This is a genomic window from Lysobacter zhanggongensis (assembly GCF_046638635.1).
GTDB lineage: Bacteria > Pseudomonadota > Gammaproteobacteria > Xanthomonadales > Xanthomonadaceae > Novilysobacter > Novilysobacter luteus.
In genome coordinates this window covers 1-13,456 of record NZ_JBJXHK010000023.1, presented here as the reverse complement: position 1 = coordinate 13,456, position 13,456 = coordinate 1, and the positions used below count along the sequence as shown (strand labels likewise).

The window sequence follows — 13,456 nt, the reverse complement described above, 5'->3', positions numbered from 1 at the left end:
CCGGGACACGCCGGGGCCGACATGGGTCAATGCGATCAATTCTCATTTAACGTAGGATGGCGGGATCACCACCGGCCCGCCGTTTCCATGACCCTGACCCTTCGTTGCCTGGTTGCTTCCCTGCTGCTGATGTTCGCGATGTCGGCGAATGCCACCACCGGCGCGCAGACCGTCTGGCGCCTGCTCGACTACATCGCGGTCGATTACGCGGTGGCGGTGCAGGACGGCGAAGTCGTGAGCGAGGGCGAGTACGCCGAGATGATCGAGTTCGCCGACTCGGTGAACGAGCGCATGGCGGCGTTGCCCGCGACCTCCGAGACGGCGGAACTCATCGACGGCGCCGCCGCGCTGCAAGCCGCGATCGACGCCAAGGCCGACCCGTCCGCAGTGGCCGGGCTGGCGCGCGGGCTGGCCGGACAGTTGCTGCAGGCGTACCCGATGCCCGTCGCACCGTCCTCGACGCCCGACCTTGCGGCGGCGTCGGGCCTGTACCAGCAGCAGTGCGCCAGTTGCCACGGAACCACCGGTGCGGGCGACGGCCCGGCCGGGGTCGCGCTGGATCCGGCACCAATCGCGTTCACCGATCGCGAGCGCGCCCGCGAGCGCAGCATCTTCGCGCTGTACCAGGTGATCGAGCAGGGACTGGAAGGCACCAGCATGGGCAGCTACGCGCATCTGCCCGTCGACGACCGCTGGGCGCTCTCCTTCCACATCGGCCAGTACGCCTACCCCGAAGCGCTGGTGGACGAGGGCCGCCGCTTGTGGGAAGGCGACGATTCCCTGCGCCTGCTCGTGCCGGACCTCGCCGCGCTTACCCAACTGACCCCGGCCGCGCTTGCGGAAGAGGTCGGCGAGGATCGGGCCGCGGCGCTGATGGCCTACCTGCGGCGCACGCCCGAGGCGGTCGAAGCTCGGCCCGAAGGCTCCCTGACCCTGTCGCGCCAACGCCTGGCCGAAGGCCTGGCAGCCTACGCGGCCGGCGACCGGGGCGGCGCACGCGACCTGATGCTGTCGGCCTACCTGGACGGATTCGAGCCCGTCGAACCGCTTCTCGCATCGCGCGACCCTGCATTGATGGCGCGCATCGAAACCGCAATGGGCGAGTTGCGCTCGCGCATCGCCAGCTCGGCGGACGTGGAGGAGGTGCAGGCGCAGGTCGCGGTGGTCAATGGCCTGTTCGACGACGCCGAGGCCACGCTGTCGCCTGACCAGGCCACCGCGGTCTCCTCCTTCATCGGTGCTTTCACCATCCTGTTGCGCGAAGGGCTGGAAGCACTGCTGCTGGTGATCGCGATGATCGCTTTCCTGCGCAAGGCCAACCGCACCGAGGTGATGCCGTACGTGCATGCAGGCTGGGTCGGCGCGTTGCTGGCAGGCGTCCTGACCTGGGGCGCGGCGACCTACCTGGTCAGCATCAGTGGTGCCAGTCGCGAGCTGACCGAAGGCTTCGCCGCGCTGTTCGCAGCGGTGGTGCTGCTGTTCGTCGGCATCTGGATGCACGGCAAGAGCCAGGCTGGCGCATGGCAGCGCTACATCCGCGACAAGCTCTCGCACGCGCTCTCGCGGCGGTCGGCGTGGTTCCTGTTCCTGCTCTCGTTCGTGGTCGTTTACCGCGAGGTGTTCGAGACCGTGCTGTTCTATGCGGCGCTGTGGACGCAGGGCAACCCGTCCGCGATCCTGGCCGGCGCGGCCGTCGCCGTGGTGGTGCTGGGTGTCGTGGCGTGGGCGATGCTGCGCTACTCGCGCAAGCTGCCGATCGCCCGTTTCTTCGCCATCAGCTCCGTGCTCATCGCGGTTCTAGCGGTGATGCTGGCCGGCAAGGGCATCGCCGCCCTGCAGGAAGCCGGCTGGTTGCCGATGAGCCTGATCTCGTTCCCGCGGGTCGACCTGCTGGGTGTGTATCCGACGCTGGAGGGCGTGGGCACGCAGTTGCTGGTCCTGGCGACCCTGGCCGCCGGTTTCTGGCTCAACCGCCGGGCCGCGTCGGCGGTCGCGGTGACACCGGCGCACGATTCGAACTGATCGTCGGCCGCTGCACGGGCGCGGCGCCCACGGGCGCCACGCCGGTCAATGCCGGCTGCGCTTCGCGGCCGACCCTTTCACCTCGCTGGCTTCCACCCGCAGGCTGAAGGTGCGCTCCTCGCCGGGGTGGATCGCGCCGACCCCGACGACCTGGCGGTTGACCTCCCGGCCGCGCCCATCGCGGATCGACAGCACCATCGAGTACTCGCAGGCGCCCTGGGCGGGCGCCGGGATGGTGCCCTCGACCTGCAGCGGCGAAAACGTCGCCGCCTCGGCCACTTCCGCGTCGAAGCGCAGGTGCCCGCGGCACTGCGGACACACGCTGGCGCTCTCGAGGATGGTGGTCTTGCAGTGCGGGCAGGTGCGCGTCGCGCCCGCGGTCCCGGGGCGCGGGGCGCTCATGCGTCGTTGTCGGAAGCGGCCTTGTCGGACTTGCCGTTGCCGCCCTTGCCGTTGGAGCCGCCGGTGGCCTTGTCGCCCCAGCCGAAGTCGACCTGGCCACGCATCCTCGCGCCGGTGGCGACCGTCAGCGCGCCGGCCTTGACGTCGCCGGTGAGGGCGCCGGACTCGAGCAGCTCGACCTTCTGCGCGGATTCGATGTTGCCTTCCAGCTCGCCGGCCACGATGACCTTGTGGGCGCGCACGCCGCCCGACAGCCGCGCGCCGGGCTCGATGGTCAGGTTGCCCTGCACGTTGACGTCGCCGTTGAACTTGCCGGCGATGCGGACGTGGCCGGTGCCTTCGATCTTGCCCTCGATGGTCAGTTCAGCGGCGATCAGCGATTCCTTCAACGGCGCCTCGTTGCGCGCCGGGCTCGCGGCAGGAGTGGCCGGGGCGGGCGCCGGCGAGGTGATGTCGCGGATCGGCGTCGGCTCGAAGCTGGCGGCCTTCGGGCTCTCGGCCGGCGCGGCCGGCGTGGGGGCGGGGTTCTTGGCGGGGGTTGAGTCTTTCCAGATGGCCATCGGCAGGGTCCGTGCTTGGTGGGCGGGACCTCCGAACTTAGCACCTGCTTCACGGCGTCATCATGTGACACTTCACGTCACCCGGCACGCCTTCAGGAAGCGGTCAGGAATTCCCCGTTCATCGGTGCGCACCGTCACGTCCGCAGCTACTACATGCGGAACACGCCAAAGCGGGTCCGGTCCTCGATGGGCGCGTTGAGGCTGGCCGACAACCCCAGGCCGAGCACGCGGCGCGTGTCGGCCGGGTCGATGATGCCGTCGTCCCACAGCCGCGCGGTGGCGTAGTAGGGGTTGCCCTGGTCTTCGTACTGTTGGCGGATGGGCGCCTTGAAGGTCTCTTCCTCATCCATCGACCAGTCGCCGCCGCGGGCCTCGATACCGTCCCGCTTGACCGTCGCCAGCACCGAGGCCGCCTGCTCGCCGCCCATCACGCTGATGCGCGCGTTCGGCCACATCCACAGGAACCGCGCGCCATAGGCCCGGCCGCACATCGCGTAGTTGCCGGCGCCGAAGCTGCCGCCGATCACCACCGTGAACTTCGGTACGTGCGAGCACGCCACCGCGGTCACCATCTTGGCCCCGTCCTTGGCGATGCCGGCCTGCTCGTACTTCTTGCCGACCATGAAGCCGGTGATGTTCTGCAGGAACACCAGCGGGATGCCGCGCTGGTTGCACAGCTCGATGAAGTGCGCGCCCTTGAGCGCGCTCTCGGCGAACAGGATGCCGTTGTTGGCGATGACGCCGACCGGATAGCCGTGCAGGTGCGCGAAGCCGGTCACCAGGGTCTTGCCGTAGCGCGCCTTGAACTCCTGGAACTCGCTGCCGTCGACGACACGGGCGATCACCTCGCGGATGTCGAACGGGCGGCGGGCATCCTTCGGCACGATGCCGTACAGCTCCTCGGCGGCGAACAGCGGGTCGCGAACCGGCCGCGTGGCGACCGGAAGCACCTTGTTCCGGTTGAACGTGCCGACGATGTCGCGCGCGATCTGCAGCGCATGGCGGTCGTCGTCGGCGAAGTGGTCGGCTACCCCCGAGATGCTCGTGTGCACGTCGGCGCCGCCGAGCGTCTCCGCATCGACCACCTCGCCGGTGGCGGCCTTCACCAGTGGCGGCCCCCCGAGGAAGATCGTGCCCTGTTCCTTCACGATCACCGACTCGTCGCACATGGCCGGCACGTAGGCACCACCGGCGGTGCACGAACCCATTACCACGGCCACCTGAGGGATGTTCTCGGCGCTCATGCGGGCCTGGTTGTAAAAGATCCGACCGAAGTGCTCCTTGTCGGGGAAGACCTCGTCCTGCAGCGGCAGGAAGGCGCCGCCGGAGTCGACCAGGTAGATGCACGGCAGGTTGTTCTCGCGCGCGACTTCCTGCGCGCGCAGGTGCTTCTTGACCGTCATTGGGAAGTAGGTGCCGCCCTTGACCGTAGCGTCGTTGGCCACGACTACCACCTCCTGGCCCATCACCCGGCCGATGCCGCAGACCATGCCTGCCGCCGGCGCGGCGTCGGCGTACATCCCTTCGGCGGCCAGCGGCGCGATCTCGAGGAACGGCGAGCCGGGGTCGAGCAGGGCGGTGATGCGGTCGCGCGCCAGCAGCTTGCCGCGCGCAGTGTGTTTGTCGCGGGCCTTGTCGCCGCCGCCGGCCGCCGCGCGTGCAAGCCGGGCATCGAGCTCATCGACCAGTGCGCGATGCCAGGCGGCGTTGTCGCGGAAATCCTGCGAGCGGGGGTCGAGGGCGGAGCTCAGTACGGGCATGCGGTTCTGCGCGGCGATGGAGACGGCACAGGATAACCGCGACGCGGCGGCGGTAGGTCCGGCGACCGGAGCGCCTGCGTGCGCCCAAACAAAAACGGGCCCGCCGTAGCGGACCCGTCCTGGTCAGGCAGAGCGCGGGACGTCAGTCCTGCACTTCGGCGTTGGCCTCGGCCTCGGCTTCCACCTGCTCCTGCTCCATCTCGGCGGAGACGTTGGCAGCAGCGTCGCCGATCGCACCGGCGGCGTTGGCCTTGCCTTCTTCATAGGCTTCCTGCAGCGGGTCGACAGCCGCGTCGGCGGCGGCGGCGACCGTACCGGCAGCAGCAGCGGCACCGGCAGCGGCAGCCTCGGCGCTGGCGGCAGCCGCATCACCCGCGGACTCGGCGGCAACGGCCGCCTGGTCACCGGCGACTTCGGCCTCGGCGGCCGCCTCGTTGGCTTCCTGGTTGGCGGTCGGCGAGTTGCAGGCGGTAAGCGCGAACGCACCCGCGGCGAGGAGGATCAAAAGCTTGTTGTTCATTTGCAGACTCCTGTGTGTCGGCAGTTGACTTCGATAGAGCGCCGGTCCTGCCGGCGGCGGCACTATCGAGGCGGGCCGTGTAAAGGAATGTGAAGGCGCCGGGCCGGCCCCGGCAGACGGGTACAAAAAAACCGCCGGGAAAACCCGGCGGTCTTTTGGATCAATAACTCGGGCCAGAATTAGAGGCCGTCGTTGTTGGTCTCGGCATCGGCACCGGCAGCAGCCTCTTCGGCCGCGTCCTGGGCCTGCTCGGCGGCGTCGGCTGCATTCTCGGCAGCGTCGGCAGCGTCGTCGGCGTCGGTCATGTCGGTCGCACCGGCAGCGGCGTCGGCCGAGGTCGCAGCGGCGTCAGCAGCGGCGGCGGCGGTGTCGGCAGCAGCCTGGGCAGCGTCGGCAGCGTCGTCGGCGTCGGTCATGTCGGTCGCACCGGCAGCGGCGTCGGCCGAGGTCGCAGCGGCGTCAGCAGCGGCGGCGGCGGTGTCGGCAGCAGCCTGGGCAGCGTCGGCAGCCATGGCGTCGCCAGCAGCAGCGGCGTTGGCAGCGGCTTCGGAAGCCTCGCCAGCAGCCTCGGCGGCTTCGGCGGCGGAGTCTTCAGCCTGCTGCTGGTTCGAGCAGGCAACCAGGGCAAAGCCCATAGCCAGGGCAAGCAGCGCCTTGTTGAAAGTCATGGTTCGTTCCTCGTCGTATAAAAATGTGGGCAACGCGCAATTGCGCGCCGATAACATGATGACAACGCCGCGACGCCTGTCAAGCGGCACGTTGTGTTTTTAAGTTAATGCCTCGTTAACTGGTTCAGGGGTCTTTCCGACGGCCGGTCATCCAACATGAACAGGGCGTGATAAAAGCCCCCCCGTCGCGCCCTGCTGGCGGTTCAGAGCAGTTCGACGGCAATCGCGGTGGCTTCGCCGCCACCGATGCAGAGCGATGCGACACCACGCTTACCGCCACGCGCGCGCAATGCATTGAGCAGCGTGACAATCAAACGCGCGCCGCTTGCGCCGATCGGATGACCGAGCGCCACCGCGCCGCCGTGCACGTTGATCTTTTCGTGCGGAATGCCGAGGTCCTTGATCGGCGCCATCGCCACGCACGCGAAGGCTTCGTTGATCTCGAACAGGTCGACGTCCTCGATCTTCCAGCCGGCCTTTTCGAGCACGTTGGAAATCGCCTTGACGGGCGCGGTGGTGAACCACTCCGGCGCCTGCGCGTGGCCCGCGTGCGCAACGATCCGCGCCAGCGGCTTCAGCCCGCGCGATGCGGCTTCGTCGGCCGACATCAGCACCGTGGCGGCAGCGCCGTCGGAGATCTTCGACGACGACGCTGCGGTCAACACGCCGTCCTTGCCGAACGCGGCGCGCAGGCCGGGGATCTTGCCGGTATCGATCTTGCCCGGCTCCTCGTCGGTGTCGACGACGACTTCGCCCTTGCGCGTCTTGACGGTCACCGGAACGATCTCGTCCTTGAACGCACCGTCGGCCTGCGCCTTCTTGGCGCGGTTGACGCTTTCGGCCGCGAACGCGTCCAGCGCCTCGCGATCGAACCCGTAGGTGTTGCAGGTGGTGTCGCCGAACACGCCCATCGCCTTGCCGTCATACGGATTGGTCAGGCCGTCGTGTGCCATGTGGTCGAGCATCTCGGTGCTGCCGTAGCGGATGCCGGTGCGCGAGTTGTTGAGCAGGTGCGGGGCGTTGGTCATCGACTCCATGCCGCCGGCGACAACCACGCTGGCTGAACCGGCCTTGATCATGTCGTGGCCCAGCATCACGGCCTTCATACCCGAGCCGCAGACCTTGTTGATGGTGGTGCACGCGGCCGAGTCGGGCAGGCCGGCACCCAGCGCGGCCTGGCGCGCCGGTGCCTGGCCGAGGCCGGCGGGCAGCACGCAACCCATGATGACCTCCTGGACCTGGTCGGGCGCGATGCCGGCCTGCTCGAGCGCGCCAGTGATGGCGGCAACGCCGAGTTGCGGTGTGGGCACGCCGGTGAACTGGCCGAGGAAGGAACCGATGGCGGTGCGCTTGGCACCGACGATGACGACGTCGCTCATGGGGGACTCCAGTGGATGGGACCGGCGGCGCGGCCGTTGGATCAACCCGTTGCCGCTGCCGCATCGGCCGATTATGCGGCGGCGTGCTGCAGTGCCGCAAACCCGCACAACGCTTCAGCAGTTTGAATGGGGCGGCGATTGTGCGTGTCGCGAACCCGTCCGATACTCGGACGACTGGCCGATCATGCGTGCAGTCCGTTCGATGCGCGTGGCCGTTGTCGACCTCCGGGGGAAAAATGGATTTGCATCGCAACGCACTCGCCCACGCCTGCCGCGTGGCTTTGGGAAGTATCGGCCTGGTCGTGTTGGCGGGCTGTGGTGGTGGCGGCGGTAGCGACACGGTCGTGCGACCTGACCCGCCTCCGGCGGCGCCGCCGGCCGACCCGGTGGTGTACGACCCAAACCCCGCGTTCTCCAAGCACCTGACCGTGACCAACACCCAGGTGGCGCACGCGGCCGGTTTCACCGGTGAGGGCGTGCGCATCGGCGTGATCGACAGTGGCGTCAACCGCAACCATCCTGCGCTCTCGCCGCGCGTGGTCTACAACGAGACCTACCTCGATCCGAACCGTAACAACCTGTCGGTCGACGACGTGGTGGGGCACGGCACGGCGGTGGCGCAGGTCATGGCCGGCACGGCGTTCGGTGAATGGCCTGGCGGCATCGCGCCGGGCGCGGAGATCCTCTCGGCGCGCATCATCTCCGACACCCCGCCGGTCGATGACGGGTCCGGCGAGGGCAACGAGGTCGACGGCGCGCTCGGGCTGCTGCAGGTCCACCAGGACCTGGTCGCGCAGGGCATGCGGATCATGAACAACTCGTGGGGCGGCCTGTACTGGACCAACCCCAACGCGACGGCGCCGATTGCCGAGGAATACCGGCCCTTCATCCGCGACCACGACGGCCTGGTGGTGTTTTCCACCGGCAACTCGGGCTTCGATGATCCATCCAGCATGGCTGCGTTGCCGAGCCAGCTTGGCCCGAACGGCTCGACGCCCGCGGCCGACCTGGAGCGCGGCTGGATCGCCGTGGCGGCGGTCAACGCGGATGCGCCCGACGAACTGGCGATCTATTCCAATGCCTGCGGCGTCGCCAAGGACTACTGCATGGTCGCGCCCGGCAACGTGGTGACCACCGGCACCGACGACGCGCCCGACGATCCCAGCTACTGGAACTGGCAGGGCACCTCGTTCTCGGGGCCGCTGGTCTCCGGTGCCGCGGCGCTGGTGTGGGAGGCGTTCCCGTACTTCAACAACGACCTCGTCCGGCAGACGCTGCTGGGCACGGCCACCGACATCGGTGCCGCCGGCGTCGACGACATCTTCGGCCATGGCCTGCTCAACGTGGGTGCAGCGGTGCAGGGTCCGGGGCGGCTGGACTGGGGCCAGGTGGTCGCCAACTTCAACGGCGGCGCCTCGTTCTGGGACAACGACATCAGCGGCGCCGGCGGTCTCACCAAGCGCGGCAGCGGCGAGCTGGTGCTGACCGGCAACAACAGCTATTCCGGCGACACCCGGGTGGAGTCCGGCATCATCAGCGCGCTCTCGCACCTGCCGGGCAACGCGGTGGTCGGGGCCGATGGCGGGCTGGCGCTGGAGGGCAGCAGCGTCCTGGGCAACCTGTCCAATGACGGCGTGGTCTTCATGTACGGCGGCGACTCGGAAGGGCTCACCCACACCGTGGGCGGCGACTTCCGGCAGGGCGCCGGCGGCGTCTTCGCGTTCGACGTCGGCTCGCGGATGCAGGTGGCCGGCAGCGCGCAGATCGACGGCGACGCGCTGGTGGCCGGCGTCACCGAGGGCTACGTGTACTCGTCGAGCGAGACCTTCCTGACCGCGGCCGGCGGCATTACCGGCCAGTTCGACAACCTGCTGGCGGGCGAGGGCGTGTTCCTCGAGGCCGACCTGGCCTACACCGCCAACGCGGTGTCGCTTGAGATCCAGCGGCTGGACGTCAATGCGACGGCACAGGCATTCGGCCTGAGCGCGGCGGCGGTCGGCAGCGCGCTGCGGGTGGAGAACGCCTTCCGACTGATTGACGGCAGCGCCGTGCGGTTGTCGGGCGACCCGATGGTGGGCGGCTTCATCGAGGGTGCGTCGGCACTGCAGCGCACCGCGACCGTTGCCGGGGCCGAGCAGTCGCTGGCCAGCCTGTCGGGCGAGTTGCATGCGGCCGACACCGCGTTCGCGATGATGGCGATCGAGGGCGGACGGCACGCGCTGGAGTCGCGCCTGGACACGCTGGAGCGCACGGGCGTGGCCGGTGGCTGGGCGCAGCGCCTCGATGGCGAGCGTTCGATGTGGTCGCACACCCGGCTCGACAGCAACGGCTGGATGATCGGCCATGACCGCTGGTTCGGGCCGAACCTGATGGTCGGTGCCGCGTTCGGCCAGAGCGACGGCCAGGGCGCGCACACGCTGCGTGGCGACCGCGAGCGCAACCGCCAGATCGAAGGCCAGTTCTATGCGGCCTGGGAAGACGGCGGCAACTACGTGCTCGGCCGGATGGCGCTGGGCAGCATCGACCGCCGCCTGCAGCGCGACATCCTGCTCGGGTCGCGGCACTACGGCGTAGGCACCGACTACGACAACCGCTACACGACGTTGGGCGTGCAGGCGGGCCACCGGTTCCAGCTCGGCGGCGCGACGTTGACCCCGTACCTGGGCACCCAGGCGATCCGGCTGGAGCGCGATGGCTTCAGCGAGCAGGGCGCGGCCGGCTTCGGCCTGAGTTCCGCCGGTTCCACGCTGGACGCGACCCAGGCGCTGGCCGGTGCGCGGTTCGAGCGGGGCTGGTGGCTCGGCGCCGCGCGCCTGTCGATGCAGGGCCGGCTGGAGTGGCAGCACACGCTGTCGCAGTCGGGCAGCGCGATCGATGCGCGGTTCACCGGGCTCGATGTGTGGTCGCCGATTGCCGGCAGTGGCCTGGATGACGACGCGACCGTGTTCGGGCTTGGCCTCGGGCTCGCATTGCCGGAGGCGGGCCGATTCGGCTTCGACCTCGATACCCGCCACGTGGGGGGACGCAGCTACACGGGCGCCTTCGCCAACTGGACCGTCGGGTTCTGAGGCCAGGGTAAGGTGCAACGAAAAACGCCGTGATTCTCCGCGGCGTTTTTTTTATGCGTCCGTTGTAGGAGCGACGTGAGTCGCGATCGTGACGCGGCGCAGGCCGATTGTTCCCGATCGCGGCTTACGCCGCTCCTACAGGAGCATGCAGTCAATCAGCTCTTGCCGTCGAACAGCTCGCGGCCGATGAGCATGCGGCGGATCTCGTTGGTGCCGGCGCCGATCGCGTAGAGCTTGGCGTCGCGCAGGATGCGGCCGGTCGGGTATTCGTTGATGTAACCGTTGCCGCCCAAGCTCTGGATCGCTTCCAGCGCCACCTGCACCGCGGCTTCCGAGGCGTGCAGCAGGCACGATGCGGCATCGACGCGGCTCTTGTGGCCGGCGTCGTAGTCGCGCGCCACCTGGTAGGCGAACGCCCGCGACGACTGCAGCGCGGTGTACATGTCGGCGATCTTGGCCTGCATGATCCCGAACGTGCCAATCGCCGCGTCGAACTGCCGGCGCTCGCGCACGTAGGGCAGGGTGATGTCGAGCGCGGCCTGCATCAGGCCGATCGGGCCGCCGGTCAGCACCAGCCGCTCGGTGTTGAGCCCGGACATCAGTACCTTGACGCCGCCGTTGACCTCGCCGAGCACGTTGTCGGCCGGGATCTCGCAGTCCTCGAACACCAGCTCGCAGGTGTTCGAGCCGCGCATGCCGAGCTTGTCGAGCTTCTGGGCGGTGCTGAACCCCTTCATGCCCTTCTCGACGATGAAGGCGGTCATGCACTTGCTGCCCGCGTCCTTGCCGGCGGTGCGCATATAGACGATCAGGACGTCGGCCTCGGGACCGTTGGTGATCCACATCTTGTTGCCGTTGGCGACCCACACGTCGCCGCGCAGCTCGGCCCGGCAGGACATCGAGCCGACCACGTCCGAACCCGCGCCCGGCTCGCTCATCGCCAGCGCGCCCTTCCACTCGCCGCTGCACAGCCTGGGCAGGTACTTCGCGCGCTGTGCCTCGTCGCCGTTGGCGTAGAGGTTGTTGACGCACAGGTTGGAGTGGGCGCCGTAGCTCAGGCCGACCGAGCCGGACGCGCGCGAGATCTCCTCCATCGCGACCAGGTGGGCCAGGTAGCCCATGTCACTGCCGCCGTACTCGCCGGGTACCGTCAGCCCGAGCAGGCCCATCTCGCCCAGCTTGGGCCACAGCTCCTGCGGGAAGGCGTTGGCCTCGTCGATGGCGGCGGCGCGCGGGGCGATCTCGGCTTCGGCGAAGCGGCGAACGGCCTCGCGCAGGGCGTCGAGTTCGTCACCAAGGGGAAACGGGCGCATGGGGGCTCCTGCTGGTCTGGTAGTGGGTCGCCATCCGGGGCGGCCGGTGCGCGCCACACGACGTGTGCGGGACGCGGTACGTGTTCCGGAAACGACGACGGGGCACTGGGCCCCGTCGTCGGTAACGCTTCAGCCGTGCTTACGCACCGCCGCGGATGCGGCCCTGGAAGCGCGGGGTCGAACGGCCCAGCGGCAGCTTCAGCTTGCCCATCACCTCGATGCGCTCCTCGGCCATGCGGTCGGCGGCCCGGTAGGTCGGGATGCCGTCGCGCTCGGCGATTTCGAAGATGCGGGTCAGGTTGTGGTAGATCGTGCGCATCTGGCGCATCGCACGCTCGCGGTTGTAGCCGGTCATCTCCAGCGCGACGTTCATCACGCCGCCGGCGTTCACGGCGTAGTCCGGGGCGTACAGGATGCCGCGCTTGGCCACTTCGTCACCGATGGCGTTGTTGGCCAGCTGGTTGTTGGCCGCACCACAGATGACCTTGGCCTTCAGGCGGGGCAGGGTGTCTTCGTTGACGGTGCCACCCAGCGCGCACGGCGAGTACACGTCGGCGTCGACGTCGTAGATCTCGTCCAGGCCCACGGCCTCGGCGCCGTACTCGGACACGGCCTTGTCGACCAGGCCCTTGTTGATGTCGGTGACGAAGATCTTCGCGCCGCGCTCCTTGAGCAGCTTCACGTACTCCATGCCGACGTGGCCGAGGCCCTGCACGGCGTAGGTGTACTTGCCGACTTCCTCGTCGCCGAAGCGCTTGTTGAGCGAGGCCATCAGGCCCTGCAGCGCGCCGTAGGCGGTGAACGGCGACGGGTCGCCCGAACCGCCGTGGACCTGGTGCACGCCGGTGACGAACTCGGTCTCGCGGTAGACCAGCTCCATGTCGTTGACGTCGATGCCGACGTCCTCGGCGGTGATGTAGCGGCCGCCCAGCGACTGCACGAACTGGCCGAACGCGCGGAACAGCGCCTCGGACTTGTCGGTCGCCGGGTCACCGATGATCACGGCCTTGCCGCCGCCGATGTCCAGGCCGGCCACCGCGTTCTTGTAGGTCATGCCGCGGCTGAGGCGGAGCACGTCGTTCAGAGCGTCCTGCTCGGTCTTGTACGGCCACATGCGCGTACCGCCCAGGGCCGGGCCCAGCACGGTGTTGTGGATCGCGATGATGGCCTTCAGGCCCGCGTCCTTGTTGTGGCAGAACACGACCTGCTCATGGCCGAAGGTGTCCAGGGTCTCAAAAATCATCGGGTGCTCCGCGTGGCGCGCACGCGTTGTTAACGCTTTGCGCCAACTATTCTTGGTAGGTAGTTGAATCTTTTGGGATTCGCCTGCGCAGCCACGGGCGTGGCCCGTCTGCAGCGGCCGTAGTCTAAAGCAATCGGAGCGTACGGCTGCGTATGCCGGGGCCGTCGGCCGCATGCGACAGCGGTCTCAGAACGGGCGGTAGCGGCCTTCGCGCAGCCACGCCGTCGCGAGCCATTGCTCGCCGCCCGCTACGGCCCGGCCGGCGTGCAGTGCGGCGTCATTGTGGCTCCCATCGGGGTGCAGGTCGTCGAAAACCAGCGCGGCGCCGGTGGTGGGTTGCACCTCCAGCCCGGACTGCGGAAAAGCGATGCCGCCGCCGTCGCTGGCCTGCGCCAGGCAGACGGTGAGGGTGCGGTGGCGGTTGCCTGACGCAGCGTGGTCGGCGGCGAGCCGGTCCGGCGGCAAGTGGTCGCTGCACGGGCGCTGGTCGGCCCCGATGCCGCGCCGCGCGATCCGAAGCG

The 13,456-nt window shown here is 68.9% G+C and carries 9 protein-coding genes and 2 pseudogenes; 2 read left to right on the top strand and 9 right to left on the bottom strand.

The annotated features are described in order from the left end of the window. Nucleotides 1–87: 87 nt before the first annotated feature. Complete coding sequence (locus tag ACKVMH_RS05995; protein WP_412699620.1) at nucleotides 88–2,022, top strand: FTR1 family protein; 1,935 nt, start codon at nucleotides 88–90, stop codon at nucleotides 2,020–2,022. A gap of 45 nt (nucleotides 2,023–2,067) precedes the next feature. Here ACKVMH_RS05995 and ACKVMH_RS05990 read toward each other — a convergent pair whose 3' ends face one another. The 6 genes and pseudogenes from ACKVMH_RS05990 to ACKVMH_RS05965 form a co-directional block, all read right to left on the bottom strand. Continuing rightward, the gene (locus ACKVMH_RS05990; protein WP_215220013.1) at nucleotides 2,068–2,424 is read right to left on the bottom strand and encodes a hypothetical protein; all 357 of its coding nucleotides are present in this window, start codon (nucleotides 2,422–2,424) and stop codon (nucleotides 2,068–2,070) included. Then, nucleotides 2,421–2,984 carry a bactofilin family protein gene (locus ACKVMH_RS05985; RefSeq protein ID WP_412699619.1) on the bottom strand — a complete coding sequence of 188 codons (564 nt, stop codon included), beginning with the start codon at nucleotides 2,982–2,984 and terminating at the stop codon, nucleotides 2,421–2,423. The genes ACKVMH_RS05990 and ACKVMH_RS05985 overlap by 4 nt, the downstream gene beginning before the upstream one ends. 149 nt (nucleotides 2,985–3,133) lie before the next feature. Further along, entirely contained in the window at nucleotides 3,134–4,744 is a 1,611-nt protein-coding gene (locus ACKVMH_RS05980) for a carboxyl transferase domain-containing protein (protein ID WP_412699618.1), read from the bottom strand. Between the two features lie 142 nt (nucleotides 4,745–4,886). Further along, on the bottom strand, nucleotides 4,887–5,264 hold the full coding sequence (locus ACKVMH_RS05975; protein ID WP_412699617.1) for a hypothetical protein: 378 nt from the start codon (nucleotides 5,262–5,264) through the stop codon (nucleotides 4,887–4,889). A gap of 341 nt (nucleotides 5,265–5,605) precedes the next feature. Continuing rightward, a pseudogene (locus tag ACKVMH_RS05970) lies at nucleotides 5,606–5,932 on the bottom strand (hypothetical protein); the annotation flags it as partial. A gap of 203 nt (nucleotides 5,933–6,135) precedes the next feature. After that, nucleotides 6,136–7,311, bottom strand: coding sequence for a thiolase family protein (locus ACKVMH_RS05965; RefSeq protein ID WP_215220018.1), 1,176 nt, complete (start codon nucleotides 7,309–7,311; stop codon nucleotides 6,136–6,138). A 386-nt stretch (nucleotides 7,312–7,697) separates the two neighbouring features. On the opposite strand from ACKVMH_RS05965, the gene ACKVMH_RS05960 reads away from it, so the two are divergent. Continuing rightward, nucleotides 7,698–10,379 carry a S8 family serine peptidase gene (locus ACKVMH_RS05960; protein ID WP_412699616.1) on the top strand — a complete coding sequence of 894 codons (2,682 nt, stop codon included), beginning with the start codon at nucleotides 7,698–7,700 and terminating at the stop codon, nucleotides 10,377–10,379. A gap of 155 nt (nucleotides 10,380–10,534) precedes the next feature. On the opposite strand, the gene ACKVMH_RS05955 is transcribed toward ACKVMH_RS05960, so the two are convergent. The 3 genes and pseudogenes from ACKVMH_RS05955 to ACKVMH_RS05945 form a co-directional block, all read right to left on the bottom strand. Further along, nucleotides 10,535–11,692, bottom strand: coding sequence for an isovaleryl-CoA dehydrogenase (locus tag ACKVMH_RS05955; protein WP_412699615.1), 1,158 nt, complete (start codon nucleotides 11,690–11,692; stop codon nucleotides 10,535–10,537). Nucleotides 11,693–11,831: 139 nt separating this feature from the next. Further along, nucleotides 11,832–12,935 carry a Glu/Leu/Phe/Val dehydrogenase dimerization domain-containing protein gene (locus ACKVMH_RS05950; protein ID WP_412699614.1) on the bottom strand — a complete coding sequence of 368 codons (1,104 nt, stop codon included), beginning with the start codon at nucleotides 12,933–12,935 and terminating at the stop codon, nucleotides 11,832–11,834. Nucleotides 12,936–13,121: 186 nt separating this feature from the next. Beyond that, nucleotides 13,122–13,456 (bottom strand): annotated as a pseudogene (locus tag ACKVMH_RS05945) (2OG-Fe(II) oxygenase); the annotation flags it as partial.